Source organism: Actinoplanes sp. NPDC026619 (genome assembly GCF_040638295.1).
GTDB lineage: Bacteria > Actinomycetota > Actinomycetes > Mycobacteriales > Micromonosporaceae > Actinoplanes.
In genome coordinates this window covers 232,369-258,119 of sequence record NZ_JBEZYA010000002.1, presented here as the reverse complement: position 1 = coordinate 258,119, position 25,751 = coordinate 232,369, and the positions used below count along the sequence as shown (strand labels likewise).

26 protein-coding genes and 1 pseudogene are annotated in these 25,751 nt (G+C 72.3%); 13 read left to right on the top strand and 14 right to left on the bottom strand.

Annotated elements, in window-relative coordinates:
* Positions 1-9 precede the first annotated feature (9 nt).
* Positions 10-1,335, top strand: coding sequence for a hypothetical protein (locus AB0E90_RS06330; RefSeq protein WP_360400135.1), 1,326 nt, complete (start codon positions 10-12; stop codon positions 1,333-1,335).
* Between the two features lie 553 nt (positions 1,336-1,888).
* Here the strand turns inward: AB0E90_RS06330 and AB0E90_RS06325 are convergent.
* Genes AB0E90_RS06325 through AB0E90_RS06315 form a run of 3 tightly spaced genes read right to left on the bottom strand, consistent with a single transcriptional unit; the run spans position 1,889 to position 5,477 of the window.
* On the bottom strand, positions 1,889-3,331 hold the full coding sequence (locus tag AB0E90_RS06325; protein ID WP_360400132.1) for a carboxylesterase family protein: 1,443 nt from the start codon (positions 3,329-3,331) through the stop codon (positions 1,889-1,891).
* Entirely contained in the window at positions 3,328-4,578 is a 1,251-nt protein-coding gene (locus AB0E90_RS06320) for an amidohydrolase family protein (RefSeq protein WP_360400129.1), read from the bottom strand. Before AB0E90_RS06320 ends, AB0E90_RS06325 begins: the two co-directional genes overlap by 4 nt.
* Before the next feature lie 26 nt (positions 4,579-4,604).
* The gene (locus tag AB0E90_RS06315; protein WP_360400126.1) at positions 4,605-5,477 is read right to left on the bottom strand and encodes a fumarylacetoacetate hydrolase family protein; all 873 of its coding nucleotides are present in this window, start codon (positions 5,475-5,477) and stop codon (positions 4,605-4,607) included.
* A 179-nt stretch (positions 5,478-5,656) separates the two neighbouring features.
* Between AB0E90_RS06315 and AB0E90_RS06310 the strand changes: the two genes are divergently transcribed.
* The 3 genes from AB0E90_RS06310 to AB0E90_RS06300 are packed head-to-tail and all read left to right on the top strand — an operon-like array spanning position 5,657 to position 7,531.
* Positions 5,657-6,397, top strand: coding sequence for an SDR family oxidoreductase (locus AB0E90_RS06310; protein WP_360400124.1), 741 nt, complete (start codon positions 5,657-5,659; stop codon positions 6,395-6,397).
* 16 nt (positions 6,398-6,413) lie between these two features.
* Complete coding sequence (locus AB0E90_RS06305) at positions 6,414-6,842, top strand: nuclear transport factor 2 family protein (RefSeq protein WP_360400122.1); 429 nt, start codon at positions 6,414-6,416, stop codon at positions 6,840-6,842.
* On the top strand, positions 6,839-7,531 hold the full coding sequence (locus AB0E90_RS06300) for a carboxymuconolactone decarboxylase family protein (protein WP_360400120.1): 693 nt from the start codon (positions 6,839-6,841) through the stop codon (positions 7,529-7,531). Before AB0E90_RS06305 ends, AB0E90_RS06300 begins: the two co-directional genes overlap by 4 nt.
* On the opposite strand, the gene AB0E90_RS06295 is transcribed toward AB0E90_RS06300, so the two are convergent.
* The 4 genes from AB0E90_RS06295 to AB0E90_RS06280 are packed head-to-tail and all read right to left on the bottom strand — an operon-like array spanning position 7,500 to position 10,645.
* Positions 7,500-8,252 (bottom strand): SDR family oxidoreductase, encoded by a 753-nt coding sequence (locus tag AB0E90_RS06295; protein ID WP_360400117.1) that lies wholly within the window; start codon positions 8,250-8,252, stop codon positions 7,500-7,502. The two genes, AB0E90_RS06300 and AB0E90_RS06295, sit on opposite strands and share 32 nt — an antisense overlap.
* Positions 8,249-8,671 carry a VOC family protein gene (locus AB0E90_RS06290; protein WP_360400114.1) on the bottom strand — a complete coding sequence of 141 codons (423 nt, stop codon included), beginning with the start codon at positions 8,669-8,671 and terminating at the stop codon, positions 8,249-8,251. The genes AB0E90_RS06295 and AB0E90_RS06290 overlap by 4 nt, the downstream gene beginning before the upstream one ends.
* A gap of 13 nt (positions 8,672-8,684) precedes the next feature.
* Positions 8,685-9,629, bottom strand: a complete 945-nt coding sequence (locus tag AB0E90_RS06285) for a cyclase family protein (RefSeq protein WP_360400111.1) — start codon at positions 9,627-9,629, stop codon at positions 8,685-8,687.
* The gene (locus AB0E90_RS06280; protein WP_360400108.1) at positions 9,626-10,645 is read right to left on the bottom strand and encodes an LLM class flavin-dependent oxidoreductase; all 1,020 of its coding nucleotides are present in this window, start codon (positions 10,643-10,645) and stop codon (positions 9,626-9,628) included. Before AB0E90_RS06280 ends, AB0E90_RS06285 begins: the two co-directional genes overlap by 4 nt.
* A gap of 130 nt (positions 10,646-10,775) precedes the next feature.
* Between AB0E90_RS06280 and AB0E90_RS06275 the strand changes: the two are divergent.
* Both AB0E90_RS06275 and AB0E90_RS06270 read left to right on the top strand, forming a co-directional pair.
* Positions 10,776-12,129 (top strand): annotated as a pseudogene (locus AB0E90_RS06275) (FAD-binding protein).
* Between the two features lie 88 nt (positions 12,130-12,217).
* Positions 12,218-12,952 carry an alpha/beta hydrolase gene (locus AB0E90_RS06270; protein WP_360400105.1) on the top strand — a complete coding sequence of 245 codons (735 nt, stop codon included), beginning with the start codon at positions 12,218-12,220 and terminating at the stop codon, positions 12,950-12,952.
* A 280-nt stretch (positions 12,953-13,232) separates the two neighbouring features.
* On the opposite strand, the gene AB0E90_RS06265 is transcribed toward AB0E90_RS06270, so the two are convergent.
* The 4 genes from AB0E90_RS06265 to AB0E90_RS06250 all read right to left on the bottom strand — a co-directional run bounded on the left by AB0E90_RS06265 (position 13,233) and on the right by AB0E90_RS06250 (position 17,008).
* Entirely contained in the window at positions 13,233-14,054 is an 822-nt protein-coding gene (locus AB0E90_RS06265; RefSeq protein ID WP_360400102.1) for an ABC transporter ATP-binding protein, read from the bottom strand.
* Between the two features lie 254 nt (positions 14,055-14,308).
* Complete coding sequence (locus AB0E90_RS06260) at positions 14,309-15,118, bottom strand: ABC transporter permease (protein ID WP_360400099.1); 810 nt, start codon at positions 15,116-15,118, stop codon at positions 14,309-14,311.
* Between the two features lie 16 nt (positions 15,119-15,134).
* On the bottom strand, positions 15,135-15,971 hold the full coding sequence (locus tag AB0E90_RS06255) for an ABC transporter permease (RefSeq protein WP_360400096.1): 837 nt from the start codon (positions 15,969-15,971) through the stop codon (positions 15,135-15,137).
* A gap of 8 nt (positions 15,972-15,979) precedes the next feature.
* Complete coding sequence (locus tag AB0E90_RS06250; protein WP_360400093.1) at positions 15,980-17,008, bottom strand: ABC transporter substrate-binding protein; 1,029 nt, start codon at positions 17,006-17,008, stop codon at positions 15,980-15,982.
* A 418-nt stretch (positions 17,009-17,426) separates the two neighbouring features.
* Between AB0E90_RS06250 and AB0E90_RS06245 the strand changes: the two genes are divergently transcribed.
* Together AB0E90_RS06245 and AB0E90_RS06240 are read left to right on the top strand one after the other, a co-directional pair.
* Positions 17,427-17,963, top strand: a complete 537-nt coding sequence (locus tag AB0E90_RS06245; RefSeq protein ID WP_360400090.1) for a nuclear transport factor 2 family protein — start codon at positions 17,427-17,429, stop codon at positions 17,961-17,963.
* A complete protein-coding gene (locus AB0E90_RS06240) occupies positions 17,960-19,252 on the top strand; it encodes an FAD-binding oxidoreductase (RefSeq protein ID WP_360400087.1) in 1,293 nt (430 codons plus the stop codon). Before AB0E90_RS06245 ends, AB0E90_RS06240 begins: the two co-directional genes overlap by 4 nt.
* Here AB0E90_RS06240 and AB0E90_RS06235 read toward each other — a convergent pair.
* A complete protein-coding gene (locus AB0E90_RS06235) occupies positions 19,249-20,688 on the bottom strand; it encodes an FAD-binding oxidoreductase (RefSeq protein ID WP_360400084.1) in 1,440 nt (479 codons plus the stop codon). The two genes, AB0E90_RS06240 and AB0E90_RS06235, sit on opposite strands and share 4 nt — an antisense overlap.
* 104 nt (positions 20,689-20,792) lie before the next feature.
* On the opposite strand from AB0E90_RS06235, the gene AB0E90_RS06230 reads away from it, so the two are divergent.
* The 5 genes from AB0E90_RS06230 to AB0E90_RS06210 are packed head-to-tail and all read left to right on the top strand — an operon-like array spanning position 20,793 to position 24,460.
* Complete coding sequence (locus tag AB0E90_RS06230; protein ID WP_360400081.1) at positions 20,793-21,149, top strand: zinc ribbon domain-containing protein; 357 nt, start codon at positions 20,793-20,795, stop codon at positions 21,147-21,149.
* Positions 21,146-22,288 carry a thiolase family protein gene (locus AB0E90_RS06225; protein ID WP_360400078.1) on the top strand — a complete coding sequence of 381 codons (1,143 nt, stop codon included), beginning with the start codon at positions 21,146-21,148 and terminating at the stop codon, positions 22,286-22,288. The genes AB0E90_RS06230 and AB0E90_RS06225 overlap by 4 nt, the downstream gene beginning before the upstream one ends.
* Complete coding sequence (locus tag AB0E90_RS06220; RefSeq protein WP_360400075.1) at positions 22,285-23,460, top strand: CoA transferase; 1,176 nt, start codon at positions 22,285-22,287, stop codon at positions 23,458-23,460. Before AB0E90_RS06225 ends, AB0E90_RS06220 begins: the two co-directional genes overlap by 4 nt.
* A gap of 10 nt (positions 23,461-23,470) precedes the next feature.
* Positions 23,471-23,860, top strand: a complete 390-nt coding sequence (locus AB0E90_RS06215; protein WP_360400072.1) for a hypothetical protein — start codon at positions 23,471-23,473, stop codon at positions 23,858-23,860.
* A gap of 57 nt (positions 23,861-23,917) precedes the next feature.
* Entirely contained in the window at positions 23,918-24,460 is a 543-nt protein-coding gene (locus AB0E90_RS06210; RefSeq protein ID WP_360400069.1) for a hypothetical protein, read from the top strand.
* Here AB0E90_RS06210 and AB0E90_RS06205 read toward each other — a convergent pair.
* Complete coding sequence (locus tag AB0E90_RS06205) at positions 24,450-25,052, bottom strand: hypothetical protein (protein ID WP_360400066.1); 603 nt, start codon at positions 25,050-25,052, stop codon at positions 24,450-24,452. The genes AB0E90_RS06210 and AB0E90_RS06205 overlap by 11 nt on opposite strands.
* Complete coding sequence (locus tag AB0E90_RS06200; RefSeq protein ID WP_360400063.1) at positions 25,052-25,672, bottom strand: class I SAM-dependent methyltransferase; 621 nt, start codon at positions 25,670-25,672, stop codon at positions 25,052-25,054. The genes AB0E90_RS06205 and AB0E90_RS06200 overlap by 1 nt, the downstream gene beginning before the upstream one ends.
* Positions 25,673-25,751 lie beyond the last annotated feature (79 nt).

Sequence of the window (25,751 nt, the reverse complement as noted above, 5' to 3'; positions counted from 1 at the left end):
GTAAATCCGGTGGACAAGCCGCCCGTTTTCACACCCGAGGAGATCGCCCGCTTCCGCGGCGAGCTGGCCGGCCGCCGGTCGCCCGGCGCCTACGAGCCCGGCCGGTGGTCGCTCAGCCCGCTGAACCGGACGCCCGAGGCGCTGGGCGGCCTGCCGGCGAGCATCCGGCTGCGCGACGCCACGCTGCGCTCGGTCGAGACGCTGCCGGGCGTGGTCGCCGACGACGCCGCCAAGGCGCAATACCTGCGCCGGCTGGTGCGGGCCGGGGTGCGCGAGGTGGTCACGGCCGGGGTGGCCGGTCGCGACGACGACGCCCTCAAGGCCGAGATCGACGTGATCAAGTCGGAGAACCCGGAGTGCCGGGCGGTGTGCCCACTGCTGTTCACGCCGGCCGACATCGACCGCGCGCAGCGCGCCGGCTACGACGGCATCCAGGTGTGGGTGCAGGGCTTCGGCGAGATGGCCCTGATCTACCAGCGCATCTACGACGCGGCCTGGCGCGGCGAGGAATGGCGGACCGCGCAGACCCCGCGCAACCGGTCCGACGTGCTGAAGCGAGCCGTCCCGCTGGTCGAGCACGCCCGCGCGGCCGGGCTGGCGGTGGCCACCCCGCTGCTGATGGTCTCCTACCTGACCGAGGAGATGCTGGCCGAGTCGGTCGAGGTGCTGACCGGGGCTGGAGCGACCGAGCTGACGCTGTTCGACGGTCCGGGCGCGATGAGCCCCGAGGCGTACGGCGCGCTGGTGGCCATGACCAAGCGGCTCGCGCCGTCGGTCGAGGTCGGGCTGCACCCGCACAACACGTTCGGTCTCGCCGTGGCGTGCGCAGTGGCGGCCGCGCGGGCCGGCGCCGACGTGATCGAGCTGTCGGTCAACGGCTACTGCGGCGGCCCCGGCAACGCCGACCTGGCCGCCACGGCGATGGCCTTCGAGGCGCTCTACGGCGTGCACACCGGCATCCACACCGAGCAGCTCACCGGCCTGGCCCGGGCGGGGGAGGAGCTGACCGGCTACCGGGTGGCGTGGAACCATCCGATGACCGGCGAGAAGGCGTTCTCCTGGGGCGGCATGGACATCATCACCCAGGAGACCGCGGTCGACCCGCTGCTGCACAACTGCCTGGAGCCGGCGCTGGTCGGCAACCGCCGCTTCGTCCCGTTCACCCCGGACAGCGGCCCCTACACCCTGGCCGACAAACTGGCCGCACTGGGCGTGGACGCGACAACCGGCCAGGTCGACGAGATCCTGGCCGCGGCCCGCACCGAAATGAACCGCCGCGGCAGCCTGCTCACCGACGACGACCTGGCCGCACTGGCCGGCAAGATCCTGGGCTGATCCCCGCAGCGGCCGGGCGTCCTGCTTTCCGGCGACGGATCTGGCCGCGCCGGGCGGGGAGTTTCCTTGGGCTGGTCGTCGCAGCGGCTGGAGCCTGCTTGCCGGCGACGGGCTTGGCGGCATTGGCCGGGAGGGTCGTGGCCGGCCGGGCGTCCTGCTTTCCGGCGACGGACCTGGCCGCGCCGGGCGGGGAGTTTCCTTGGGCTGGTCGTCGCAGCGGCTGGAGCCTGCTTGCCGGCGATGGGCCAGGCGGCATTGGCCGGGAGAGTGCTGGGCCGGCCGGGGCAGTCTGCACTCCGCCGACGGACCCGGCCGCGCCGGTCGGGAAGTTCCTGGGCTGGTTCCCGCAGCGGCCGGAGTCTGCTGTTCGGCGACGGCGACGGCGACGGCGACGGCGACGGCGCTGGCGGCGCTGGTCGGGAGGATCCGGGCTGGTCGTCGCAGCGGACGGGGGCAGCCTGTTTCCCGGCGACGGACCTGGCGGCATTGGCCGGGGCCGGCCGGGGCGGCTTGCTCTTTCAGCGACGGCGCTGGCCGCGCTGGGCGGGGGTGCTCACAGCGGCCGGGGCAGTTGGTCGAGCAGGTGCATCGCGGCGAGCCGGCGGGGCCGGGAGACGTGGATGTCCTTGCCGAAGACCAGGACCGCGCCGTCGTCGGTGCCGTCGAAGGCAGGCCAGTGCGGGCCGGGGTCGAGGTCGGTGACGAACGCGGCCCACGCGTCGCCCATGGCGGCGGCCAGGTCGTGGTCGACGTCGGTCCACGGCCAGTCGCGCATCGCCAGGTTGTCGGCGGTGTAGGGCAGTTCGGCCGTGTGATAGACGCCGTAACCCGGACGACCGTCGGGCGGCGCGGCCAGGTCGAGCCCGGTCGGCAGCGGTGGCTCGTGCTCGAAGCGGTAGAGCCAGGTGGGCACGCCGGTCCGGGTCGTCGTCGGCGAGGTCGCGTGCGTGACGGCCCACCGCCAGACCGGGAAGTTGAAGCGGGACTCGCCGACGAACAGCCGGGCCGCGCCGGGTGGGTATTCGGCGCTGCCGGCGGGCAGCCGGGACTCGTCGCCGGGGCGGGTGTAGTTGGCGCCCTCGTCGGCGTTCGCGCCGACCAGCAGCGGCACCGGCGCCTGTTCTCCGGCCAGGAACACGTCCTGGCTGTCGCGGGTGAGCAGCCGGCCGTCCACGATCGGTCCGAAGTGGCCGGTCAGCACCAGCTCGACGCCGGAGACCCGGCGCAGGCTCTCGATCGAACGGCCCTTGAAGAGGGTGGCGCCCTGCTGCTGCGCGGCCTCCTGGGTGGGCGCCGGCCCTTCGGCGCGGAAGATGCCGGCGGCGCTCTGGCCGATGGCGGCACGGAACAAGCCGCGGCATTCCGGCGCGGCCATCAGGTGCGTGATGTGCGCGGCGCCGGCCGAGTTGCCGGCCACGGTGACCCTGTCCGGGTCACCGCCGAACGCGGCGATCGACCGCCGCACCCACTGCAGCACCGCCACGATGTCGAGCAGGCCGTAGTTGCCGGACGCACCGTGCTCGTCCTCGGCGGCCAGGTCGGGATGGGCCAGGAAGCCCAGCGAGCCGAGCCGGTGGTTGAGCGTCACCACGACCACGCCGCGGCGGGCCAGCGCGGCGCCGTTGTGGATGTTCTGCGAGCCGTAGCCGTACCGGTTGCCGCCGCCGTGGATCCACACCATCACCGGCAGCGCGGCGGCCGGGCCGGGCGACGGCGTCCACACGTTCAGGTAGAGGCAGTCCTCGCTCATCACCAGCGCCTGGCGGTCGGCGAAGTTGGTGTGCCACATGATCGAGTCGCGGGGCGGGCTCGGCTGCAACGGCGCCGGGGCGAACTCGGCCGCCGGGCGCACACCTGCCCACGGCGTCACCGGGGCGGGCGGCCGCCAGCGCAGCGCGCCGACCGGCGGGGCCGCGAACGGCAAGCCACGGAACACCGCGACGGTGCCCTCCCAGGTGCCGTCGAGGGCGCCGTCGGCCGTGTCGACCCGGGTCACGCCGCGGACACCCGCTGGCGGCGGCCCTCGGCCAGTTTGTGGAACGAGCCGTTCTTGACGATCGCGGCGAGCCGGTCGCGGTCCTGCAGGATCGCGATGTCGTCGAGCGGGTTGCCGTCGACGAGCACCAGGTCGGCCAGGTATCCCTCGCGGATCAGGCCGAGCTCGTCGCCCATGTTCATGACCTGACCGCCGTACTGTGTCGCCGCGCGCAACGCCTCGGCCGGGGTGAACCCGAACCAGTCGACGAACAGCTGAAGGTCTCGGGTGTTGCGGCCCACCGGGTTCCACGGGAAGCCGTAGTCGCCGCCGGGAACCACCCGGACCCCGCGGCGGACCAGCTCGGGGACGACCGCGCGGACGGCCCGCTCGGTCTCCTCGACCTCCATGCCCTCCTCGGGCTCGCTGTCCGCCTCGTGCTGGTTGGCGTAGATGATGCCGGGCGTGGGCGCCACGAACATCCGGTCGCGCGCGCCGGCCAGCATGTCGAGCGCTTCCTCGTCGGCGAACGTGCAGTGGTAGACGGCGCGGATGTTGTTGCGCACGGCCATCTTGATCGACTCGGCGGCGTGGGCGTGGGCGGTCAGCCAGACCCCGCGCCGGCGCGCCACCTCGGCGGCCGCGGCGACCTCCTCCTCGGTGAACTGCACGATGCGCGAGGTGCCGGCGACCACCGCGCTCTCCCCGGAGAGCGAGAGCTTGACGATGTCGACGCCGAGATCGGCCATCTCCTCGACGAAGGCGCGGATCGAATCAGGGTCCGACTCGCGGCCCTCGATGCCGGGGAACTCGTAGACGCCCGGCGATCGCATCCCGGCGCTGCCCTCCCAGGAGGCCGCCTTGAACCGCGGGCCGGGCATCCAGCCCTCGGCGAACGCCTTGCGGGCGGCCAGCTCGGTGCGGGGCAGCCGGTTGCCGCCGGAGTAGGCGCTGGTGATGCCGGAGTCGAGCAGCACCCGGCCGGCGTGCGCCACGAGCAGAGCCTTCTCCTCGTCGGGCTCGTCACGGCGCAGCGAGCGGTGCTCGACGGTGGAGCCGAAGCCCAGGTGGGTGTGCGCGTCGACCAGCCCCGGGATCAGCACCCCGCCGCCGCCGTCGATCACGTCGGCGCCCTCGCGCAGGTGGGCCGGCACGTGGTCGGCGATCGTCTCGATGCGGTTGCCGACCACGAGAACCTCCGCCGGGAACGGATCGCGGCCCGTTCCGTCGAAGACCTGCACGTCGGCGAACAGGATGGCGTTGCCCATGGGGACTCCTTACAGTGCTCTCTCGGTCAGACCCACTGCTGCGCCGGCGGCGCCTCCGTGCCGTACGCGTCCTTCCAGGAGACCACCCGGTTACGCAGCACGCCGAGGTGTTGGATCTCCGCCTCGACGACGTCGCCGGGCTTGAGATAGTTGGCGAACGGGTCGGTGGTGCTGGCCGCGACCCCGGCGATGGTCCCGGTGGTGATCAGGTCGCCGGGGCTGTAGACCTGCGGTGAGTGGTAGGCCACCAGCTGCGGGATCGACACCCGCATCCGGGACGTGTTCGATTTCTGCCGCACATCCCCGTTGACGCGCAGCTCCATGTCGAGGTCGTGCGGGTCGCCGATCTCGTCGGCGGTCACGATGTACGGACCGATGGGGCAGAACGTGTCGATGCCCTTGGAGAACGAGAAGACGCCGGACTCCATCTCCTTGCGCTGGATGTCCCGCGCGGTGATGTCGTTGAAGATCAGATAGCCGGCGATGTGCTCGGCGGCCTCGTCGGCGGAGAAGAACTTGCCGCCCTTGCCGATCACCATGGTCAGCTCGAGCTCGTAGTCGAGCTCGCGGGTCAGGTTTTCCGGGTAGACGATGTCGTCCTCCGGCCCGATGATCGCGTCCACGTTCTGAAAGAACACGATGCCCTTGTTGACCGGGTGCGACCAGTCGACCCGGACGAGGTCCTCGTGGTGCTCGGCGAAGTTGCCGGCGGTGTGGAAGAACTTCTTGGGCACGATGGGCGCGCGCAGCCGGACGCCGGCGAGCGGGAAGGTGCGCCCGGTCTCGGTGACCTCGCCGTCGCGCTCGAAGAACTCCCGCATGCTGGGCACGTCGAACTCGACGACGACGTCATCGGCGATCCGCCCCACGAGACCGTCGTCGAAGGTGACCAGCTTCATCGAGTTCTCCTTCTTGGCTCGTCGCTAAATGTCGACACTTATCCTTCTCGGACCGCGCGTGGGTGTCAAGCTGTCAGGACTATGGCGCGGAAATTTTGAGCGCACGCCGCGAAGTGTGGACATTTCTCTGTCCTGAGCTTAGCGTCGACTCGCCGCCGAAACCCCGAAGGAGACGCCCTATGTCCGATTGGCTGGAGCTCGCCGGTCGCCGCGCCGTCGTGGCCGGCGCCGGAGGGATCGGCGCCGCCCTGGTGACGGCCCTGGCCGGGGCCGGCGCCGAGGTCGCCGTGCTCGACCGTGACGAGGAGCGCCTCGCGGCGATCGAGTCCGAGGGCATTCACCCGGTTCGTGCCGACCTCACCTCGCCCGTCTCGTGCCGCGACGCGGTGGCAGAGGCCGAGAAAGTGCTCGGCGGCGTCGAGATCTTCGTGCACGCGGTCGGTATGAACGACCGCCGGCCGGTCCTCGACACTCCCGACGAGGTCTGGGAGCGGATCATCGCGATCAACCTCAACAGCGGCTTCTGGCTCGGCCGGGCGGTCGGCGAACGGCTGGTCACCAATGGGTACGGCCGGATGGTCTACCTGTCGTCGGTGTCCGGCCTGCTCGCCCACAAGGACCATTCGCCGTACGCCGCGAGCAAGGGCGGCGTGAACCAGCTGATGCGGGTGATGGCCCGGGAGTGGGCGCCGCACGGCGTCACCGTCAACGCGGTCGCGCCCGGTTATATCGAGACCGGGCTGACCGCGGCGTACCTGGCGAAGCCCGGCATGCGCTCCTCGATGGAGGAGCTCGTCCCGGCCGGTCGCCTCGGCGTGCCGGCCGACCTGGTCGGCCCGGTGCTGCTGCTCTGCTCTGACCGCTCGGCCTTCATGACCGGGCAGGTGCTCTACATCGACGGCGGCCGCACGCTCGTCTGATCCCGGAAGGCTCGCCATGCAGCGTCTTACCGCCGACGACCGGCTCGATCTGGTCGAACTCATCCACCGGCTCTGCCACGCGCTGGACTACAGCCGGCCCGACGACTTCGCCGCCGTCTTCACCCCGGACGGGGTCTACCAGGCGGTCTCCTCGGTCGCCGCCGGCGAGCACCCGCGTTTCCGGCACGAGGGCGCCGCCGAGTTGCTCGCGTTCGCCGAGGCCGCGGCGCGCAAGCGGCAGGGCCTCGGCCGGCACTGGACCGGCAACGTCGTGCTGAACGCCACCGAGGCGGGCGCGTCGGCCGTGTCCTACGTGGCGTTCCTCGAGATCGACCCGGAGACCAACGAGCGGCGGATCACCATCTCCGGTACGCACCGGGATTCGTTCGTGCGTAGCGCCGATGGCTGGCGGTTCACCTCGCGGACGGTCGTCGCCGACATATGAGCGCGCTCGACGATCTCGACCCGGAGTTCGCGGCGGCGTACCGCGAGCTGGCGGCGGTGTCCGCCCGTGGCGGCGCGCTCGAGCCGAAGGTGCGCGCGTTCATCGGTCTCGCGGTTGCCGTCTCCTGCACCCACCGGCACGGCGAGTCGGCCCGGGCCCGCGTGGCGGACGCCTACGCGCACGGCGCCACGACCACCGAGCTGATCGGCGTCTGCGAGCTGGCCATGCTGCTCGGCGTGCACACCATGACGCTGGCCGGGCCGATCCTGGCCGAGGAGATGGCCGCGGCCGGCCACCCCCTCCCGGACGAGCTGACGCCGGCGCAGCAGGAGATCCGGCAGCGCTACGTCGCCGATCGCGGTGCGCTTCCGCCGCCGCTCGAACCGGTGCTGCGCCTCGATCCGGACTACATCGACGCGTACCGCCGGATGTCTGCCCTTCCGGCGCGCCGCGCCGATCTTCCGCCGGTCGTGGTCGAGCTGATCGTGATCGCGCTCGACGCCGCCACCACCCACCTGTACGCGCCGGGCACCCGCGCGCACATCCGCAACGCCCTCGCTCTGGGCGCCTCCCCGGCACAGATCCTGGCGGCCCTGGAGATCGCCAGCACCCTCGCGGTGAGCGGCACCCTGCTGGGGTTCGAGGCGATCGACGGGCTCAGGAGAACGTCAGACCACCGTCGACCGTGAGCACCTGGCCGGTGACGAACGCGGCGCCCGGCCCGGCCAGGTAGAGCAGCGCGCCGGCGAGGTCGGCCACCTCGGCGGGGCGCTTCAGGCACTGCTCGCCGACCGCGGTGGCGAGCATGCCGTCGAGGGTCGCCCCATCGAGGCGCTCGCGCAGGTCGGCGTGGGCGGTGAGGCCCGGCGCCAGGGCGTTGACCGTGATGCCGTCCGGCCCCCACTGCTTGGCCAGGGCCCGGGTGAGGCCGATGACGCCGGCTTTCGCCGCCACGTACGCGGTCGACACGTCGCCCGGCGGCCGCAGCGCGGTGTTGGACGTGGTGTTGACGATGCGGCCGCCGCCACGCGCCCGCAGGTGCGCCACCGCCACGTCGCAGACGATCCAGGACGAGGTGAGGTTGAGCTCCAGGGTCTGCCGGAACGCGTCGTCCGGGTCGGTCTCGCCGATGTAGCCGCGTGACCCGCCCGCGTTGTTCACGACGATGTCGAGGCCGCCGAAGCGGGCGACGGCGGCGTCGACGGCCGCGGTCACCGATGCGCGGTCGGTGACGTCGGCGTGCAGGGCGATCGAGCCCGGCGCCCGCCCCGCGGAGCGGCGGGCGGCGGGCAGGTCGATGTCGAGCAGCGCAACGGCGGCGCCGGCCGCGGCGAGGGCCCGCGCGTACGCCGCGCCCAGCCCGTGGCCCGCCCCGGTGACCAGGGCGACCCGGCCGGAAAGAGGGCTCACGCCCGGTCGATGACTTCGATGAGGTTGCCCCACGGGTCGGCCACGAACGAGACGGTCGCGCCGGCCCGCGGTGAGGGGGACGGCACCATCCGCGTGGTGCAGCCGGCGGCGATCAGATGGTCGTACATCGCCGGCACGTCGGCCACGCACAGGCACATGTGCCCGAAGCCGAGCGTGCCGGCTGCCTCCAGCGCGCTCGACGGGGTGAGGCCGGGGCGGGCGCCCGGGCGGTGCAGGAGCTCGATCCGGAAGCCGCTCGCTTCGTGCAGCAGCATGATGCCGCGCAGGTCGGTGCCCGTCACCGCGAACGCGGGCGCGGCCGTCAGTTCGAGCGTGGCGCAGTACCACTCGGTGGCCTTCTCCAGGTCGGGCACGGAGATGCCGACGTGGTCGAAGCGGACGGACTGTTCGATGGCCATCGTTTTCTTCCAATCACTTGAGGGCGACGACGTTGGCGGGTGAGCCGTACCCGCCGGGAATGTTCGACGGAGCGCTCACCAGGAAGACCGTGTGCCGGCCGTCCGCGGCGCAGTCGCGGGCGAGTGCGGCGAGGTCCCACAGCTCGCCGAGGGTGAAGCCGAGCCGGCCGATGAGCATGTTGTGCAGGGCGCCGAACGGAAAAGCGTCCGGTCCGAGGTCGATCGGCCAGGCCTCGATCGCGAGGTTGTCCGAGGCGATCGCGGACAGCTGCCGGTCCCACAGCCAGCGCACCACCTGCTCGTCGTGGGCGAGCCCGGGGCAGACGAACGGCCGCTCGGTGCGTTCCCTCGTGGTCAGCGCCGCGAAATTCTCGGCGTAGCCGGTGTACAGCATCAGGATGTCACCGGCTTCGGGAGTTACGCGGGCCATCGCGTACGCCGTCTCCAGCTCTTCTACGCCGAAGGCGACGGAGGCGGCCGGGTCGTAGTCGCGGCCGAGCTCTCGGAAGGTGGCCGGCATGTCCAGCAGCACGCCGCGCCCCGCGATCCCGCGCCGGGCGACCACGTCGATCGTGTTGCGGCGGCCGGCCGCGACGTCTGCCTCGGTGGCGCCGTTCCAGAACTCGCCGGGCCGGTAGCCGACGTGACCCAGCGAGTCCCACTGGCTCGACCCCTGCGGCCCGAAGTCCTGCAGCACGTCGTCGAAGAAGATTCCGCCGGGCTCGTGCACGGTCTCGTGCCGGGGGATCCGGCGGCCCCACTGCTCGTGCGCGAACGCGTCGATCGGCGCGTTCAGCGGGAACATCGCGCCGCGGGTCACCAGCGCGGCGGCGGCGCGGATCCGGTCGGCGGTCTGCAGGTTGAGTGTGCCGAGCTGGTCGCCGGCACCGAAGACACCCCAGGCGCTGCGCCCGCCGGCGGGGGCCGGCGGCAGCTCGTCGTACCGCGGAAGACTCACCGGGCCAGCGCCGCGGTCAGCGTTGCGAGCACCTCGCCGGTGCGCTCCGCGGGCAGCGCCACGCCGGGGATCTGCAGGGTCAGCTCGTCGACCCCCTGCCGGGTGAGCTGCTCCTCCTTGGCCCGCACGCGCGCGGCGACCGCCGCCGGATCACCGGCCGCGGCCAGGTCGTCGAGCATCTCGTCGGGGATCAGGCGGGCGCCGATCTCGGCCCACGGCTGCGGGCCCGAACCCAGCCGTACGGCGTCGCGCACCGTTGCCGCCTGCGCGCTCCACGACGTGTGCTCGAAGAAGGCGGTGAAGCCGGGCTGGGCCGCGTACAGCGAGATCTGGGCCTTGGCCAGACGCCGGGCCTCGTCCGCGTCGGGCAGCGCGCAGGCGATCATCCAGGCCGCCACGACCGGGTTGCGCGGCCCGGTGGACACCGCCGGGAGCACCACGTCGTCGAGGTAGTTCTCGAGGTGCCCGAACGGATGCAGGGCAATCCCGTCGCAGGACCGGGCCATCGCCTTGAGCGCGGTGGGCATCAGCGCGGCGCCGTAGAAGCGCACGTCGTCGAGGAGCGGGCGCGGATGCCCGAACGCGAAGCCCGGCATGCTGACGTCGTAGAAGCGGCCGTGGAACTCCAGGCCCCGATCGGCGTCCACGGCGGCCCGCATGACCGCCACGTATTCGGACAGGCGCGCGGCGGGGTGGTCGAAGGTGATGCCGAACTCGCCGCGGGTGTGCGCGGTGCCGGCCCCGACGCCGATCGTGAGCCGTCCGCCGGTGGCGGCTGCGGCCTCCACCGCGGCCGCGGCCATGGCCATCGGGTGACGGGTGAACGCGTACGCGATCCCGGTGCCGGTGAGCAGGCGCTTGGTGTGTGTCGCGACGTGCTGGGCGCGGACGACGGCGTCGCGGGAGCGCAGCTCGGTGGTCCAGGCGCGGTCGAGGTTGGCGGCCTCGCAGGCCGTGGCGGCGGTTTCCAGCGCCTCGAACGAGGCGACGGCGAGGGCCAGGGATCGTTTCGTCATCGGCGTCCTTTCGGTGTTGGCAGCCTAAGACGCCGGACGGTAAGTTGTCGACAGTTGGTTGGTCAACGGGCTCATATTCCCCGACGCGGGCAATCAAACGGTTCAGCTTGTCGACAGTTTGGAGTTCGACGTGGACGCGATCGTCGTCGGCGGCGGCGTCGCCGGGATGGCCGCCGCGGTCGCGGCGGCCGACCTCGGCGCCCGGGTGCTGCTGCTGGAGAAGTCGGACCACCTGGGCGGCAACTGCCGGTACTCCGGCGGCAATCTCGTCGAGGCGGGGCTCGATCACCTCGAGGCGCTCAGCTTCGGCCGGACCGGGCGGGACGTGCTCACCGCGTACGCCGAAGGTCTTGCCGGCCTTGAGAAATGGCTGTGTGCGCTCGGGGCCGGGACCGGGCCGGTCGACGCCGAGCAGTGCTGGCCGAACCTGCCCGGCGCCGGCACTGTGCGCTACTACCAGGTGCTGGGCGGCGAGACTCCGGGCCAGGCGCTGGCCGAGTTGCTCGTGGACGCGGTCGCCCGGCGGCCGATCGAGGTCCGGCTCGGCGCCTCGGCCGACGACCTGCTGATCGAGGACGGCCGGGTGACCGGCGTGCGGGACGGAACGCATCACCGCCCGTGGTGTCGTCCTCGCGACCGGCGGATTCGAGAACGCGCCCGGGCTGTGCGACACCTACCTGCCGGTGCCTGGGGTGGTCGCGCTCGGACACCTCGGCAACACCGGTGACGGCACCCGGCTCGCCCAGCGCGCGGGCGCGGCGCTGTGGCACATGAGCAACTGGTTCGGCTGGTGGGCGTTCCGGTCACCCGATCATCCGGCCGGGTTCGGGCTGGGCTTCCGTGACCCGGGGCATCTGTTCGTCGACGCCGACGGACGCCGCTTCGGCGCCGAGGCCGGCCGTGAGGGCCACGACCAGCTGCGCCTGTTCGGCACGGTGCTGCCGACGGCCGAGCATTACCCACATCTGCCGGCGTACGCCGTCTTCGACGAGACCTGCCGTACGGCCGGGCCGGTCTCCCGCATGCGCGGCCCCAACGAGTACGCCTGGAGTGCCGACAACAGCCCCGAGATCGAGCGCGGCTGGATCGTGCGCGCCCCGGACGCCGCCGCCCTCGCCGGCCGGTTGGGCGTGGACCCGGCCGTCCTGACCGCCACCATCGGCCGTTTCGGCGCGGACGCGGAGGCCGGGCACGACCCGCAGTTCGGCCGCCCGGCCGGCACGATGCGCGCGCTCGCGGCCGGACCTCTCTACGCGATCAAGATGTGGCCGGGCGTCGCCACCACCTGCGGCGGACCACGCCGCGACGCCCGCGCCCGGGTGCTCACCGAGGCCGACCGGCCGATCCCCGGTCTGTACGCCGCGGGCGGCAACGGCAGCGTCTGGGGCCATCTCACCCAGCACGGTGGCGGCCTCACCGACGGCCTGGTGTTCGGCGCGATCGCGGCCCGTGACCTGATGGCGGAGGCGGGCGTGCAGCCGTGACAGAGCTGGCGACACGTCCGCCGACGGCGGTGATGGCGCGGGTGTTGACAGCGGTGGTGGCGCGTCCGCCGACGGTGGTGGTGTGGCCATGACTGCGGTGGTGGCTCAGGGCCGCGGGCCCCTAATGGTGCTGGCGCCCTCGTTCGGTCGCGACAGCGAGGACTTCGGTGCGGTGGCGGCCGGCCTGGCCGCCGCCGGGATGCGGGTGCTGCGCCCGCAGCCGCGGGGCGTGGGCGGCACGGGCGAGTTGACCGGCCTGACCTACGCGGATTGGGCCGGTGACCTGCTCGCGGCCGTCGCAGCCGAGCGCGGCGGCCCGGCGATCCTGCTCGGGCACGCGGCGGGCAGCCGCTATGTGCGAGCAGCCGCCGCCATCGCGCCTGCCGCCGTGCGCGGGGTGGTGCTTGCCGCCGCGGCGCGTCCCGGGCCGCCCGCGCCGGAACAGGCCGCCGACCTGGCCCGCTGCGTGGCGGCCGAGACCACACCGGCCGAGTGCCGGGCGGCCCTGCGGCGCTCCTTCTTCGCGCCCGGCAACGACGTCGACGCGTGGCTGACCGGCTGGCATCCGGCGACCGCCCGGGCCCAGCGCGCGTCGGCCCCGAGCGACGGCTGGGAGCGGGCCGGCGGCGTGCCGGTGCTGGACCTGATCGGCGCCCAGGACCCGTGGCGCCCACCCGCCACCCGCGAGGCGGTCGCCGCGGCCCTGGGCCCCCGGGTCAGCGTGGCCGTCGTCGACGGCGCCTCACACGCCCTGCTGCCGGAGCGCCCGGACGCCGTCGTCACGGCAGTGGCACGGTGGGCAGCGACATTGTCACCGCACTGATCGAGCCGCGTGGGAGCTCGTGCTGATCGCTCGCATCAGGCCGTGCTGACCGACCGCGCCGGTCTGCGCCGATCGGGTTGCGTCGGGCTGCGCCGATCTGGCTGCGTCGGGCCGCGGCCGGTCGGGCCAGGCCTTGCCCGGCGGCTGGCCGCGCCGCGCCGGGCAGCGCCGATTTGTCCGAGCCGGGCAGCGGCCGATCTGACCGCGCCAGGCCCGCGGGCCGGCCGGGCCGAGCAGTGCCGCGCCGATCGGTTTTGTCAGGCCGTGCTGAGCGGGCCTGTCAGGCGACTGTGCCGATCGGGTTGCGGGGTGGGCGGGCTGTTTCGGGGCGGCCGCCGCGGATCTCGGTCAGCACTCGGGTGCGCAGGTCGGCGAAGCGCGGCAGCGCGCGGGTGGCGATCTGGTCCCGTTCCGCGCCGAGGTCCACGGCGATGGTGTCGATCACGGTGGCCGGGCTGCCGCCCAGCACCACCACGCGGTCGCCTAGGTAGACCGCCTCGTCGATGTCGTGGGTGACCACGATGATCGAGATGCCGAGCTGCCGGCGCAGGTCCAGTGCCAGGTCCTCCAGTTCGAAGCGGGCCTGTGCGTCCACCGAGCCGAACGGTTCGTCCATCAGCAGCACCGGCGCGTCGTAGGCCAGGCCGCGGGCGATGGCGACGCGCTGCTGCATGCCGCCGGACAGCTGCCACGGGAACTTGTCGCCGACACCGGGCAGCCCGACCGCGGCCAGGCTCCGCTCGGCCCGTTCCCGGCGTTCGGCCTTGCGCACGCCGGCGCCCTGCAGCGGGAAGGCGACGTTGTCGCGGACGCTCATCCACGGCAGCAGCGATCCCCGGTAGTCCTGGAACACCACCGCGATGTCCTGCTGCGGGCAGTCGACCAGGGTGTCGCCGTAGCGCACGGTGCCGGAGCTCGCCGGCATCAGGCCGGACAGGCACCGCAGCAGCGTGGTCTTGCCGGCCCCGGACGGGCCGACGATGCAGACGAACTCGCCCGGATCGACCCGCAGGTTCAGGTCGCGCAGCACGTCCAGCCGGCCGTAGCTCTTGTGCAGGCCGGCGACGGTCAGCGGCAACCCGCGCGCGTTCTCGACGGTCATGCTGTGCCCTCCTCGGTCATGCCCTCGCCTGCGGCGTGGGCGGTCAACTCGCGCGTGTGCCGCTCGGTGCAGGCGGTCATGCTGTGCCCTCCTTAGGCATGCCCTTCTGGCCCTCGCCTGCGGCGTGGGCGGTTAACTCGCGGGTGTGCCGCTCGGTGCAGGCGGTCATGCTGTGCCCTCCTTAGGCATGCCCTTCTGGCCCTCGCCTGCGGCGTGGGCGGTTAACTCGCGGGTGTGCCGCTCGGTGCAGGCGGTCATGCCGGTGTCACCTCGTTCTCCATGGTGCGGACGGCCTTGGCGCGCGGTGCGCGCTGGTGGTACCAACCCAGCAGTGCGAACTCGATGACGAGCAGCACGACGCTGAGCGCGTAGCCGAGGATGCCGATCAGGATGGTGCCGCCCCAGGTCTCCGGGACGGCGAAACTGGAGCCGCTCTGCAGGATGAAGTTGCCGAGCCCGATCGGCGAGCCGTAGATCTCGCTGACCACCATCAGCACCACCGCCACCGACAGGGCGACCCGGATGCCGGCGAAGATCTGCGGCAGGGCCCCGAACAGGACGACCCGGCGCAGCCGCAGCCACCATGGGATGCGGTAGCTGCGCGCGGTCTCGAGCACCGCCGGGTTGATGCTCTCCACGCCGCTGATCGTGTTGAGCAGGATCGGCCAGAGCGCGCCCAGGAAGATCAGGAAGACCTTCGGGGCCGCGCCGATGCCGAGGGTCAGGACGATCACCGGGACGAACGCGATGGTCGGCGTGGCGCGGGCGAAGTCGAGCAGCGGGGCGGTGGCCCGGCGCAGCGTCGGGCGCTCGCCGATGACCAGCCCGAGCAGCACGCCGGCGACGATCGCCAGCGCCAGCCCGACCAGGATGTTCTTGAGGCTGAACCAGAGGTCGCCGACCAGCTCGCCCTCGGTCAGGCCGGTCCACATGGCGCCGAGCATCTGGCTGAACGGCGGGAAGTAGAAGCTGGTGCTGCCGGCGGTCAGCGCGAACAGCGCGGCGATCACCACCACCGGCAGCCAGAGCTGCTTGGCGGCGGCCTTCAGGAACGAAGATCTCATGGTGTACGCCTTCCGATCAGCTCGGATGGGCCGGCGGGCGCCAGCGCATGAGGGAGGTCTCGAGGTACATCGACGCCCGGTTGATGCCGTAGCCGAGGATGCCCGCCGTGAAGATGTACGCGAACGCGGCGTCGGAGTTGCCGCTCTGCTGCTGCTGGGTCACCTCGTGCCCGATGCCGGGCAGCGTGGTCAGGATCTCGACCCCGATCGCGACCAGCACCGAGGTGGTGGCGGCGAGCCGCAGCCCGGTCATGATCGACGGGGTGGCGCTGGGCAGGATGACCCGGCGGAAGCGCAGCAGCCGGGGGATGCGGTAGGCGCGGACCGTCTCGGCGATCATCGGGGGCACGCTGCGGGCGCCATATTGTGCCTGCAGGAAAACCGGGAACACGCACGCGATGAAGACGACGGTCTGCTTCATCGACGGTGTCGAGCCGAGCACGAGCAGGAACACCGGCAGCAGCGCGATCACCGGGAACGACCGGAGGAAGTCCACCAGCAGCCGGGATGACTCCTCGGCCGCCACGTACGTGCCGGTGACCAGGCCGAGCGGGACGCCGATGACCGCGGCGGCCAGCAGGCCCACCACCGCGTCGCGCAGGGTCTCGCCGACCGCGGACCAGTACCCGCCGTCGGCGAGAAGTGTCCCGAACCGGGCGGCGGTCTCGAACGGCGAGGGCAGCGCCGAGGCGCTCACCAGGCCGAGCAGGCTGACCAGTTCCCAGAGCACGACGACGCCGACGAAGCAGAGCAGTTGCAGCAGGAGCATCCGGCTGCGGCGCGGCTCGGCCGCCGGCCCCGCGTGGACGGGGTCGGCGGCCGGCGCGTCCACCAGATCGGTGGTCGTGGACATCGGTTACCTCACTGCGAGTTCGTGGTCGTCGCCGCCTGGTCCCAGAGCAGCGAGTTGCTGTCCGGCGCGGCCTTGAGCAGCCCGAAGTCGACCATATTGGTGATCACCGTCTGCATGACGCCGGTGTCGATGGGCGCGCTGAACTGCTGGATGGTGCGGTTCTTGATGTAGTCGGCGGGCAGCTGGGTGTACTGGGTGTCGACCGCGCGCACGGCGTCCGGGTTGGCGTTGGCGTAGTCGATCGCCTTGCTGATCGCGTCGGTGAACTTCTTGGCCGTGTCGGCGTTCTTGGCCAGCCACGCCTGGCTGGAGAAGAGCAGCGCCTGCGGCAGGCCGGGCAGCGCGTTGGTGCCCTGGCCGATCGCGGTCAGGCCGGCCGCCTTTCCGGCGTCGAGGAAGGTGGCGAACGTGTAGACCGCGTCCACCTTGCCCTGCTGCACGGCGTCGTTGAGCGAGGTCAGCGGCAGCGCCACGAACTTGATCTTCGACGGGTCGCCGCCCGCCTGCTTCGTCGAGTACTCACAGATGAACTGGAGCGTCCCGCCGAGCGCGGCCAGGCCGACGGTCTTGCCCTCGAGATCGGCGTACGACTTGATCGGGCTGTCTTTTTTGACCAGCAGCCCGTCCGACGGGGGAGTCTTGGTGGTCGCGGCCTGCAGGTTGCTGACGACGCGCACCGGGAGCTTCTGCGCGGCCGCCTTGAGGAAGCCGGAGCTGTCGGTCATCGCGAACTCGGCCTCGCCGTTGAGCACCGACGGCGCGTTCTGCGAGGTGTCCTGGGCGCCGGCCTTGATCGTGACGGTGAGCCCGGCGGCCTTGAAGTAGCCCTGCTGCTCGGCGATGTAGAGGGGCTCGAAGGTCGAGCCGGTGGAGCGCAGCACGGTGACGGTGGTGCTGCCGTCGGCGGCCTTGGTGGAGGCGGTGCCGCTGCTGCCACCACAGGCGGCCAGGGCGCCACCGGCGATCAGAGCGACGGCACCGGCAAGGACGGAGCGGCGCGTCGTGCGCCGCGGGGGAGGCTGCAGTACTGGCGACACGGGTGCTCCTTCGGGATTCGCGAACACGTCACCGTGGTGTGTCCGGGTACACAATTTCCGGCTCCGGTAACGTGGTCGAAACTTACTGTCGACACCCGGTCCCGGTCAAGCCTTCGCCAGCGAATTAGTCACAGTTCTGTCGACACCCGTCAGGCGTAATGAGCGGATTCGGGGTTAAATCTGCACCTCGAGACGGCGGGCTTCGCCAATTGGAAGCAATCTATGTCGACACTTAGCGTGGCTGTCGGGCCCGTCCTGCTGACCGATATGAGCCTTTAGTGACCCGTTTACGGCGCTACGCTGGGCGACGTGCCGGGTGTCGGCAACCAATATTTTGTCAGCCCGGCGGCAGTCGTTGACGGCCAAATCTGTCGACACTAGCCTCGCGTTCAATCGCCCCGATCCAAGGAGACGCGCCATGACCACCCTTCCTCTGCAAGCCTGGGCGCACCGCGACGGCAAGATCAACATGCAGGAGCTGACGCCGGCCGACTGGAGCCCGGCCGCGCTCGCCGCCCGCGCGCAGATCGCCGAGGCGTTCTACCGCTTCGCGATCGCCCACGACGAGGCCCGGGTCGACGTCGTGGTCTCCTGCTTCACCCCGGACACGGTCTTCGAGGTGGCCCAGGGCCAGGCCAAGCCGTTCACCAGCTTCTCCGGCCGGGAGGAGCTGTTCGACCGGCTCACCCGGATCATCGCCGAGCAGGGCGACCAGCGCCGGCACCTGATGGGCAACGTGCTGGTGGAGGAGCTCGATCTGGCCGCCGGCACCGCGTCCGCGCTGGCCTTCAGCGTGGTGACCCGGGCCGCCGACGGCCTCAGCCTGGGCGCGAGCGTCGTCTACACCGCGAACCTGCGCCGTGAGACGGACGGTTGCTGGCGCTTCACCTACTTCTTCATCGGCATGGACAACTACGCGGGGGAGAAGCCCGAGGCCGGCGAGAAGGCGGCATGAGGGGGCGGCTGCTGGCCCGCGGCGACCAGGGGTACGAGGAGCAGCGCCGCGACGCCGTCTGGAACGCCCGCCGCCCGGCCCGTTACCCGGACCTCATTCTCTGCGCGGCCGACGCCGACGACGTGGCCGCGGGCGTCCGGCTGGCCGCCGAGCGGGACCTGAAGGTCGGCATCCGCTCGGGCGGCCACAGCTGGATCGCCAACGGCATCCGGCACGGCGGCCTCACCCTCGACCTGTCCGCGCTGGCGTCGATCGACTACGACCCGGCGACGCAGCTGGTGTCGGTCGGCCCGGCCGCCCGCAGCGCCGACATCGACGCCGAGCTGGAGCGGCACGGCCGGTTCTTCCCGGCCGGGCACGCGCCGTCGGTCGGCGTGGGCGGGTTCGCGCTCGGCGGCGGGTACGGATGGAACGCCCGGGTGCACGGCCCGGCCTGCCTGAACATCGTCGCGGCCGACGTGGTGCTGGCCGACGGCCGGCTCGTGCGGGCGGACGACGAGGTGATGTGGGCACTTCGCGGCGCCGGCCCCGGCTTCTTCGGCGTCGTCGTCCGGCTCCACCTGCGCACCTACGAGCGCCCGGCGATCCACCGCGCGGTCCGGGTCTTTCCGCTCGCCGCGCTGGACGAGGTCGTGGCGTGGTCGCAGAAGATCGCGCCGGGCCTGCCCGCCGCGCTCGAGACGGTCGTGAAGATCGGCGCCCCGCCCGGTGCCGCCGAATCGGTCGTGTCGGTGGTCAGCACCGCGTTCGACGACCCGGCCCTGCTGGCCGCGCTCGACGACATCGGCCCACGGCCGCTCGGCGGGAAGCAGCCTTGGCCGCTGACCATGCGGGAGATCTACGCCGAGTCCGGCGCCGCCTGGTCGGAGCAGGGCCTGCGGTGGAAGCTCGACGGCATCTGGACCGACGGCCCGACCGTCGGCGTGGTGGACGGCGTCCGGGACATGGTGGCCGGCATACCGGGCCCGGACAGCTTCGTCTTCGTGATGCCGTGGGGGCACGTGGCCGCCGGGGTGCCGGCCGCGTGGTCGGTGCAGGCGGCCAACTACGTCTCCCCGGTCGCGGCCTGGCGCGAGGCTCGCGACGACGCGCGGCACTGCGCCTGGGTGACCGGGTCGATGGTGGCGATGACGCACCTCTCGGCCGGCGTGCAGTTCAGCGACGCCGACCCGGCCTCGCGGCCGGACCACGGACTGTCGGCGGAAGCGGCGGCGCGGCTCGAGCGCCTGCGTGAGCGGTACGACCCGGGCCGCCTCTTCAACTCCTACCTCACCGCCGCAGATCTCTAGGCGGGCGGGATGTTCTGATTGCGGCGGAACAGGTTGCCCGGGTCGTAGCGGCGCTTGAGGTCGCGCAGCCGCGCCCAGTTCGCCGGCCCGTAGGCCTGCGCCACCACCTCGACCGGCTCGCCCCGGTCGAGGTAGTTCACGTACACCCCGGCGTCGTAGTGCGGCGACATGGCCGCATGAAAGCCGCGCACCCAGGCCATCTGGCGGTCGTCGTCGGCCGGGTCGGTCCAGCCGCTCGCGATGATGTGGTTGAACCGGGCGGTGCGGGCGCCGAGCGGGGTGGCGTCCGGCGCGACGTCGTTGAGCGGGCCGTCGACGGCGATGAGCTCGACCAGGCCGTCGCGGGTCGGTTGCCCGGGGCCCCATGCGGCGTACACCTTGATCGCCTCGTCGGTCAGGTCGGTGAGATAGCCGGTCTTGCTGTAGTTGCGGTAGCCGAAGTCTGCGTTGGCGATGCCGTCGTTCATGCTCTGCACCTGGCCGTAGGTCAGCTCGCGGGAGATCGACACCGCAGTCTCGCCGAACTCCCGAACCGGGCGGGTGACCTCGCGGCCGGTCGCGATGTCGCCGTGCCACAGGTTGGTGATCACCACGAACCGCTCGCCGACGATGTGCGGCGGGAAGCCGCGGCCGTCCGGCGCATTCACCACGATCGAGCTCGTCGCCAGCTCCGGCGGCTGCCCGCGGCTCCAGTCGCGCCAGAACGTGAGAACCTCGGCGGTGCGGTCGGCCGGCCACCAGTTCATGTCGAGCCAGACGTCGCGCACCGGGTGCAGGCGGAACTCGAACGATGTGACGACGCCGAAGTTGCCGCCGCCGCCGCGGATCGCCCAGAACAGGTCGGGCTCGTGCCCGGCGTCCACGGCGTGGATCGTGCCGTCGGCCGTGACCACGTCGGCGGCGAGAAGGTTGTCGGCGGTCATGCCGTACTTGCGGGTGAGTTTGCCGTGCCCGCCGCCGAGCGCGAGGCCGCCGACGCCGGTGTGCGCGATCGCACCGCCGGCGCAGGCCAGCCCGAAGGCCTGGGTGTTGCGGTCCATGTCCCACCAGGTCGCGCCGCCGCCGACCCGGACGGTGCGGCGGTACGGGTCGACGTGCACGCCGCGCATCAGGCTCAGGTCGATGACGATGTCGTTGTCCGCCTCGGCGTGCCCGGCCGTGTTGTGGCCGCCGCCGCGCACCGACGGGTGCCAGCCGCCGGCGCGGGCGAACGACACGAGGGCGGCCACGTCGGCGGCCGAGCCGGGCCGGGCGATCAGGGCGGGGCGGGAGCCGGCGAAGCGGCCGTTCCACAGGAACTCGCCGTACTGCTCGGTGGGCCGGCGGGGGTCGAAGCCGGGGTCGCCGGGGCGGACCAGCGGGCCACGGAAGTCGGCGCGCAAAGCGGCGATCTCCGCGTCGCTGATCACCCGGTCAGTTGATCGAGGTGCTCGCATGGTCTTCATCTTGCGACAGCGGCGACCTTGGTGTCGACAGATCAAGCCAGATTCATCGTGAAGGCGGCTTGATTGCGGCTATCTGTCGACACTAAGCTCCTCCCATGCCATCACCTCTTCCTGATCTCGCGGACGACGCGGCATACGTGACAGACACTCCCGGCGGGGTCGCGCTGGTCGGCTCGCGCTGCCGTGACTGCGCCGCCGCGGCCTTCCCGGCCCGGGCGGTCTGCTACCGCTGCGGCGGCGACGCCGTCGAACGCGGGCCGGTGGGCACCGCCGGCCGGGTGTATGCGAGCACCACCGTGCACGTGTCGAGCGTGCGGCCCACCCCGTACCACCTCGCCTATGTTGATCTTGATGGTGATCTTCGGGTGCTCGGCCGGGTGGACACGGCGACCGCGCCCGGCGACGTCGTCCGGGTCACCGGCGCCGGCCGCGACTGGAGTTTCGCCCGATGAGCGGCGTCTACGTGACCGGCGGCTCGATGATCCCGATGGGCCGCTACCCGGCGTCGAGCTACGCCGGCCTGGCCGTGCCCGCTGTGCGGGCCGCGCTGAGCGACGCCGGCATCGGCCGCGACCAGGTCGAGGAGGTCTTCTGCGGGCACACGTTCGGCGGCATGCTCGCCGGGCAGCGCATCGTCAAGGAGGTCGGCATCGGGGGAGTGCCGGTGTCCAATGTCGACAACGCGTGCTCGAGCGGCGCGACCGCCCTGCACCAGGCATATCGTGCCGTGCGGAACGGCGAACGTGACGTCGTGCTCGTCATCGGCGTGGAGAAGCTGACCCAGTTCGGCGGCGGCACCCTCCCGCTCGTGACCGACGACCCCGAGGTCGCCGCGGGCCTGGTGATGCCCGCGCTGTATGCGATGCGCGCCCAGCGCTACCTGCACGAGCGCGACGCCACCGTGGCCGACCTCGCGGCGGTCAGCGTCAAGGCCCGGCGGCACGGCGCCCGCAATCCGTACGCGCAGTACCGCACCGAGGTGACCGCGGCCGGCGTGCTCGCCGCCCGCCCGATCGCCGACCCGCTCACGCTGCTGATGTGCTGCCCCACCGGCGACGGCGCGGCCGCTCTCGTGCTCATGTCGCAGCGCGCCCGGGACAAGGTCGCCGGCCCGGCCATGCGGGTCCTCGCGTCGGTGCTGCACTCGGGCCGGATGGATCTCGGCCCGCGGGACATGCTGCACCCGCAGATCTCGTACGACTCGGCCGCCGACGCCTACGCGATGGCCGGCGTCGAGCCGCAGGACCTGGACGTGGTCGAGCTGCATGACGCGTTCAGCATCGCCGAACTCATCTACTACGAGGCGCTGGGCCTGTGCGCGCCGGGCGACGCGGCGAAACTGCTGGCATCCGGCGCCACCACGTACGGCGGGCGGACCGTGGTCAACCCCAGCGGCGGCCTGCTCGCCAAGGGCCACCCGGTCGGCGCGAGCGGCGCGGCGCAGGTCGTGGAGATGCTCTGGCAACTGACCGGCCGGGCCGGCGACCGCCAGGTCAGCGAGGCCCGGCTCGGGCTCACCCACGTCACCGGCGGCGGGATCAGCGGGCTCGACCACGGCGCCTGCACCGTGCACCTCTTCGAGGCGGCGTGACCGTGCCCCGCCCACCCCTGGACGGCGTCCGGGTCCTCGACCTCACCACCTTCCTCTCCGGGCCGTTCTGCACCCAGATCCTGGCCGACCTGGGCGCCGACGTGATCAAACTGGAGCCGCCGGACGGCGACGCGAGCCGGCACATCCCGCCGTACTTCGTGGACGGCGACAGCGCGTATTACCTCGCGCACAATCGCGGCAAACGCAGCATCGTGGCCGACCTGAAGACGCCCGCCGGCCTGCGCGTGGCCCGTGACCTGGCCGACCGCAGCGACGTGGTGGTGGAGAACTTCCGGCCCGGCGTGGCCGCCCGGCTCGGCCTGGACCCGGTCGCTCTGCGGGCCGCCCGGCCGCGGCTGATCTGGGCGTCGATCAGCGGGTTCGGCCAGGAGAGCCCGTGGCGGGACCAGCCGGCGTACGACATCGTCGTGCAAGCTCTGTCCGGCGTCATGAGCCTCACCGGCGTGCCCGGCGACCCCGCGATGCGCCTCGGTGTGCCGGCCGGCGACCTGGTCGCCGGCATGTATGCGGCGATGGCCGTGCTCGCCGCCCTGTCCGCCCGGGAGCGCACCGGCGAGGGCCGCACCGCGGACATCTCGATGCTCGATGGCCAGCTGTCGCTGCTGTCCTACCAGGCGGTGTACGCGGCGGTCGGCGGCATCACCCCGCAACCGCAGGGCAGCCGGCACGACTCGATCCCGACCTACCGCAGTTTCACCGCGCGCGACGGCCGCGAGTTCGTGGTGGCCGCCAACACCGAGCGGATGTGGCGCGAGCTCTGCGCGGTGCTCGGCGTTCCCGGCCTCACCGCCGACCCGCGCTTCGCCGACGCGCGCTCACGCCTGCGCCACCAGGACGAGCTGGCCCCGCTCCTGGAGGGCGCCGTCCGGACCGGCGACGCCGCCGACTGGGTGACCGCCCTGGTCGCCCGGTCGGTACCGGCCGCCCTCATCAAGACGGTGCCCGAGGCCCTGGCCGACGCCGCCGCGGCCGGCCGCGACATGGTGGTCCCGGTGACGTCGCCGTCCGGCCGGGTCGTGCCGACCCTCGCCACCCCCATCCGGTTCGCCGGCACGCCGCCCACCGCCGCCTCCTACCCGCCCGCCCTCGGCCAGCACACCGCCGCCATTCTCGCCGAGCTCGGCCACTCGCCAGAGTTGAGGTGTCGATAGCCTGGCATCCATGTCACCCGATGCGGCGGGCCTTTTCGCGCAGGTCCAGGCGGCGCTGCTGATCGCCCTCGTGGTCGAGATGCGGGGCGCGACCGACGACCGGGTGCCCCATCGGATGGCGTTCTGGAATCCGCTCGCCGTCTTCGCAGTCTTCTTCGGACTGGGCATCGGCCTGGCCAGCGTCGTCGCCGAGAAACCGCTGTCCGCCGAGATGGCCTTCGCCGGGGCGGGCGCGACGGCGTTCGCCGCCTACATCCTGCTGACCAACGCGTTCCACCGGGCGATGGTGCTGCTGGGCAAACAGGACGTCTTTTGGGGCGCCCTCCTCGTCACGATCTTCAGCGTGGGCACGCTCGCGTTGGCCGTCTGGCTCTACTTCTTCCTGCCGCTCTGGCACTAGCTCGATTGAGTAGGGCGACTCAGGCCGCGCCCCGGGCCCGTCCATAGGTTGATGCCCATGACTTCGACGCTCGAGCTCGACCGTCCGATCACGACTTCCGGCCACCCGCGCCGCCGCCGATGGCTGATCGGCCTCACCGCGACGGCCGGGGCACTCCTGACGACGGTGGCGACCACCGGCGCCTACGTCCTGAGCCACGCCGGCAACGAGCCCCTTGCAACGGGCGCGCACACGGTCGAGGTCTACACCGTGGAGGACTCGATCAGCACGGTCGTCGCCCCGGCCGACCGTCCCGGTGTGCTCGGCCGTTTCATCGGCATGTGCGACGCCGACACCTACTACATGGAGGTCGGCGGCGCCGGCCAGTGCCTGGTGCTGAACGGCTCACTCGGCACGGTCAGGGCCACCGGCACCACCGACGGCGTCGAGTTGGACGCCACCGAGGCGACAAGGCTCCGCGGCCTGGTCCAGCGCGATGACGCCGGCAACCAGCAGAGATCCACCCGGGTGGTGCTCGCCTACGACGGCGGCTGGGCCGGCCTGATCAAGGTGGCCGACCTGCGGCCCGGAAGTCCGGCGACCGGCCGCATCATCGGCTGACCTGTGCGGAGGCGCAGTTGCCGGCGAAGAACGAGACGGTGACCGGTGTCGGCGCCCGGCCCTCCTCGGTGATGATCAGCCGCACGCAGCGGCGCCCGGCGACGTGGAAGCCGCCGATATAAGCCGTGTCGGAGTCGGCGCAGCCGTGGAAGGTGACCGCGTGGGCGGGGGAGTAGCCCCAGGCCTGGCCGTAGTTCAGGCCGGCGGAATCGTCGGCCACCGCGACCGTGACGACCTGGCCGGCCCGGATCACCGCGCCGATCTTGCGGTCGGCGGAGCCGGCGTCGCCGACGTCGGCCGGATCGGCGGTGGCCCAGCCGCGAAGACCGGGCCAGCTGACGGATCCGGCGACCAGGTCATCCGGGCCGGCCGGGAACTCGGTCCGCACGTGCGCCTCGCCGGCCGTGCACTCGATCTCCCGTACCTCTGCCGCACTCCCCGAGCCGCCGGGTGATGTCACGGCGGGTGCCGGCAGCGGGGCCGGGTCTCCGCTCTTGGCGGTGCACGCGGAGAGGAGCCCGGCAACGGCGATCAACCCGGCAGTGCTCAGCGTCAGTGCCCGGCGGCCGCTCGCGATGGTGGCGTTCAGCATCAGCCCGGGGTGGCCTCTCGTGGCACCCTCGCCGCGATGGCGGCGTACTTGCGGTCCACCCGGTCGGACGGCAGGCGGAGGCGCTCCACCTCGGTGAAGCCGGCCCGCACCAGGCGGGCGGAGAAGACGTCGACCGGCCAGTGGTAAGCCGTGGTGACCTTGTGGTCGAACGTGGCCACGTCGTCGTCGCTGTCGAAGAAGCCGGCGACCAGCACCCCGGACGGGGCCAGAACGCGGCGGAGCTCGGCGAGGACGCGGTCGAACTCCGGCGGCGGCAGGTGGATCGTCGAGAACCAGGCGAGGATGCCGGCGATCGAGTGGTCGGCGGCGTCGAGATCGGTCATCGACCCGAGCCGGAACTTCGGGCCCGGATGGTTCGCCTCGGCGTGCGCGAGGAACTCGGGGACGATGTCCACCCCGGTCACGTCGACGCCCAGCGAATGGAGGTAGCCGGTCCAGTGGCCGGGCCCGCAGCCGAGATCGAGAACGGCGCCGTCCCGCCCGGCCAGGTGCCGCCGGACAAGGGCTGCGTCGTCGCCGTCCGGCCGCCAGCCGGCGTGGAGATCGATGTATGGCCCGGCCATGGTCGAGTAGGCCGTCCGCACTGGCTCCCAAGTCACCGCGACACTCTAGACCGGACCCGGCACGCACGGCGCCCCCCGACGTCGACGCGTGTCGGGGGCCGCCGTGCACCTCGTC

What these genes read in the sequence shown, in the direction of transcription:
- AB0E90_RS06310 (WP_360400124.1), top strand. Translation starts at nt 5,657, where the DNA reads ATGTCCGATTGGCTGGAGCTCGCCGGTCGCCGCGCCGTCGTGGCCGGC.
- AB0E90_RS06240 (WP_360400087.1), top strand. Translation starts at nt 17,960, where the DNA reads ATGAGGGGGCGGCTGCTGGCCCGCGGCGACCAGGGGTACGAGGAGCAG.
- AB0E90_RS06315 (WP_360400126.1), bottom strand. Translation starts at nt 5,477, where the DNA reads ATGAAGCTGGTCACCTTCGACGACGGTCTCGTGGGGCGGATCGCCGAT.
- AB0E90_RS06290 (WP_360400114.1), bottom strand. Translation starts at nt 8,671, where the DNA reads ATGGCCATCGAACAGTCCGTCCGCTTCGACCACGTCGGCATCTCCGTG.
- AB0E90_RS06205 (WP_360400066.1), bottom strand. Translation starts at nt 25,052, where the DNA reads ATGCTGAACGCCACCATCGCGAGCGGCCGCCGGGCACTGACGCTGAGC.
- AB0E90_RS06300 (WP_360400120.1), top strand. Translation starts at nt 6,839, where the DNA reads ATGAGCGCGCTCGACGATCTCGACCCGGAGTTCGCGGCGGCGTACCGC.
- AB0E90_RS06235 (WP_360400084.1), bottom strand. Translation starts at nt 20,688, where the DNA reads ATGCGAGCACCTCGATCAACTGACCGGGTGATCAGCGACGCGGAGATC.
- AB0E90_RS06265 (WP_360400102.1), bottom strand. Translation starts at nt 14,054, where the DNA reads ATGACCGTCGAGAACGCGCGCGGGTTGCCGCTGACCGTCGCCGGCCTG.
- AB0E90_RS06260 (WP_360400099.1), bottom strand. Translation starts at nt 15,118, where the DNA reads ATGAGATCTTCGTTCCTGAAGGCCGCCGCCAAGCAGCTCTGGCTGCCG.
- AB0E90_RS06320 (WP_360400129.1), bottom strand. Translation starts at nt 4,578, where the DNA reads ATGGGCAACGCCATCCTGTTCGCCGACGTGCAGGTCTTCGACGGAACG.
- AB0E90_RS06305 (WP_360400122.1), top strand. Translation starts at nt 6,414, where the DNA reads ATGCAGCGTCTTACCGCCGACGACCGGCTCGATCTGGTCGAACTCATC.
- AB0E90_RS06280 (WP_360400108.1), bottom strand. Translation starts at nt 10,645, where the DNA reads ATGACGAAACGATCCCTGGCCCTCGCCGTCGCCTCGTTCGAGGCGCTG.
- AB0E90_RS06230 (WP_360400081.1), top strand. Translation starts at nt 20,793, where the DNA reads ATGCCATCACCTCTTCCTGATCTCGCGGACGACGCGGCATACGTGACA.
- AB0E90_RS06215 (WP_360400072.1), top strand. Translation starts at nt 23,471, where the DNA reads ATGTCACCCGATGCGGCGGGCCTTTTCGCGCAGGTCCAGGCGGCGCTG.
- AB0E90_RS06210 (WP_360400069.1), top strand. Translation starts at nt 23,918, where the DNA reads ATGACTTCGACGCTCGAGCTCGACCGTCCGATCACGACTTCCGGCCAC.
- AB0E90_RS06255 (WP_360400096.1), bottom strand. Translation starts at nt 15,971, where the DNA reads ATGTCCACGACCACCGATCTGGTGGACGCGCCGGCCGCCGACCCCGTC.
- AB0E90_RS06245 (WP_360400090.1), top strand. Translation starts at nt 17,427, where the DNA reads ATGACCACCCTTCCTCTGCAAGCCTGGGCGCACCGCGACGGCAAGATC.
- AB0E90_RS06225 (WP_360400078.1), top strand. Translation starts at nt 21,146, where the DNA reads ATGAGCGGCGTCTACGTGACCGGCGGCTCGATGATCCCGATGGGCCGC.
- AB0E90_RS06270 (WP_360400105.1), top strand. Translation starts at nt 12,218, where the DNA reads ATGACTGCGGTGGTGGCTCAGGGCCGCGGGCCCCTAATGGTGCTGGCG.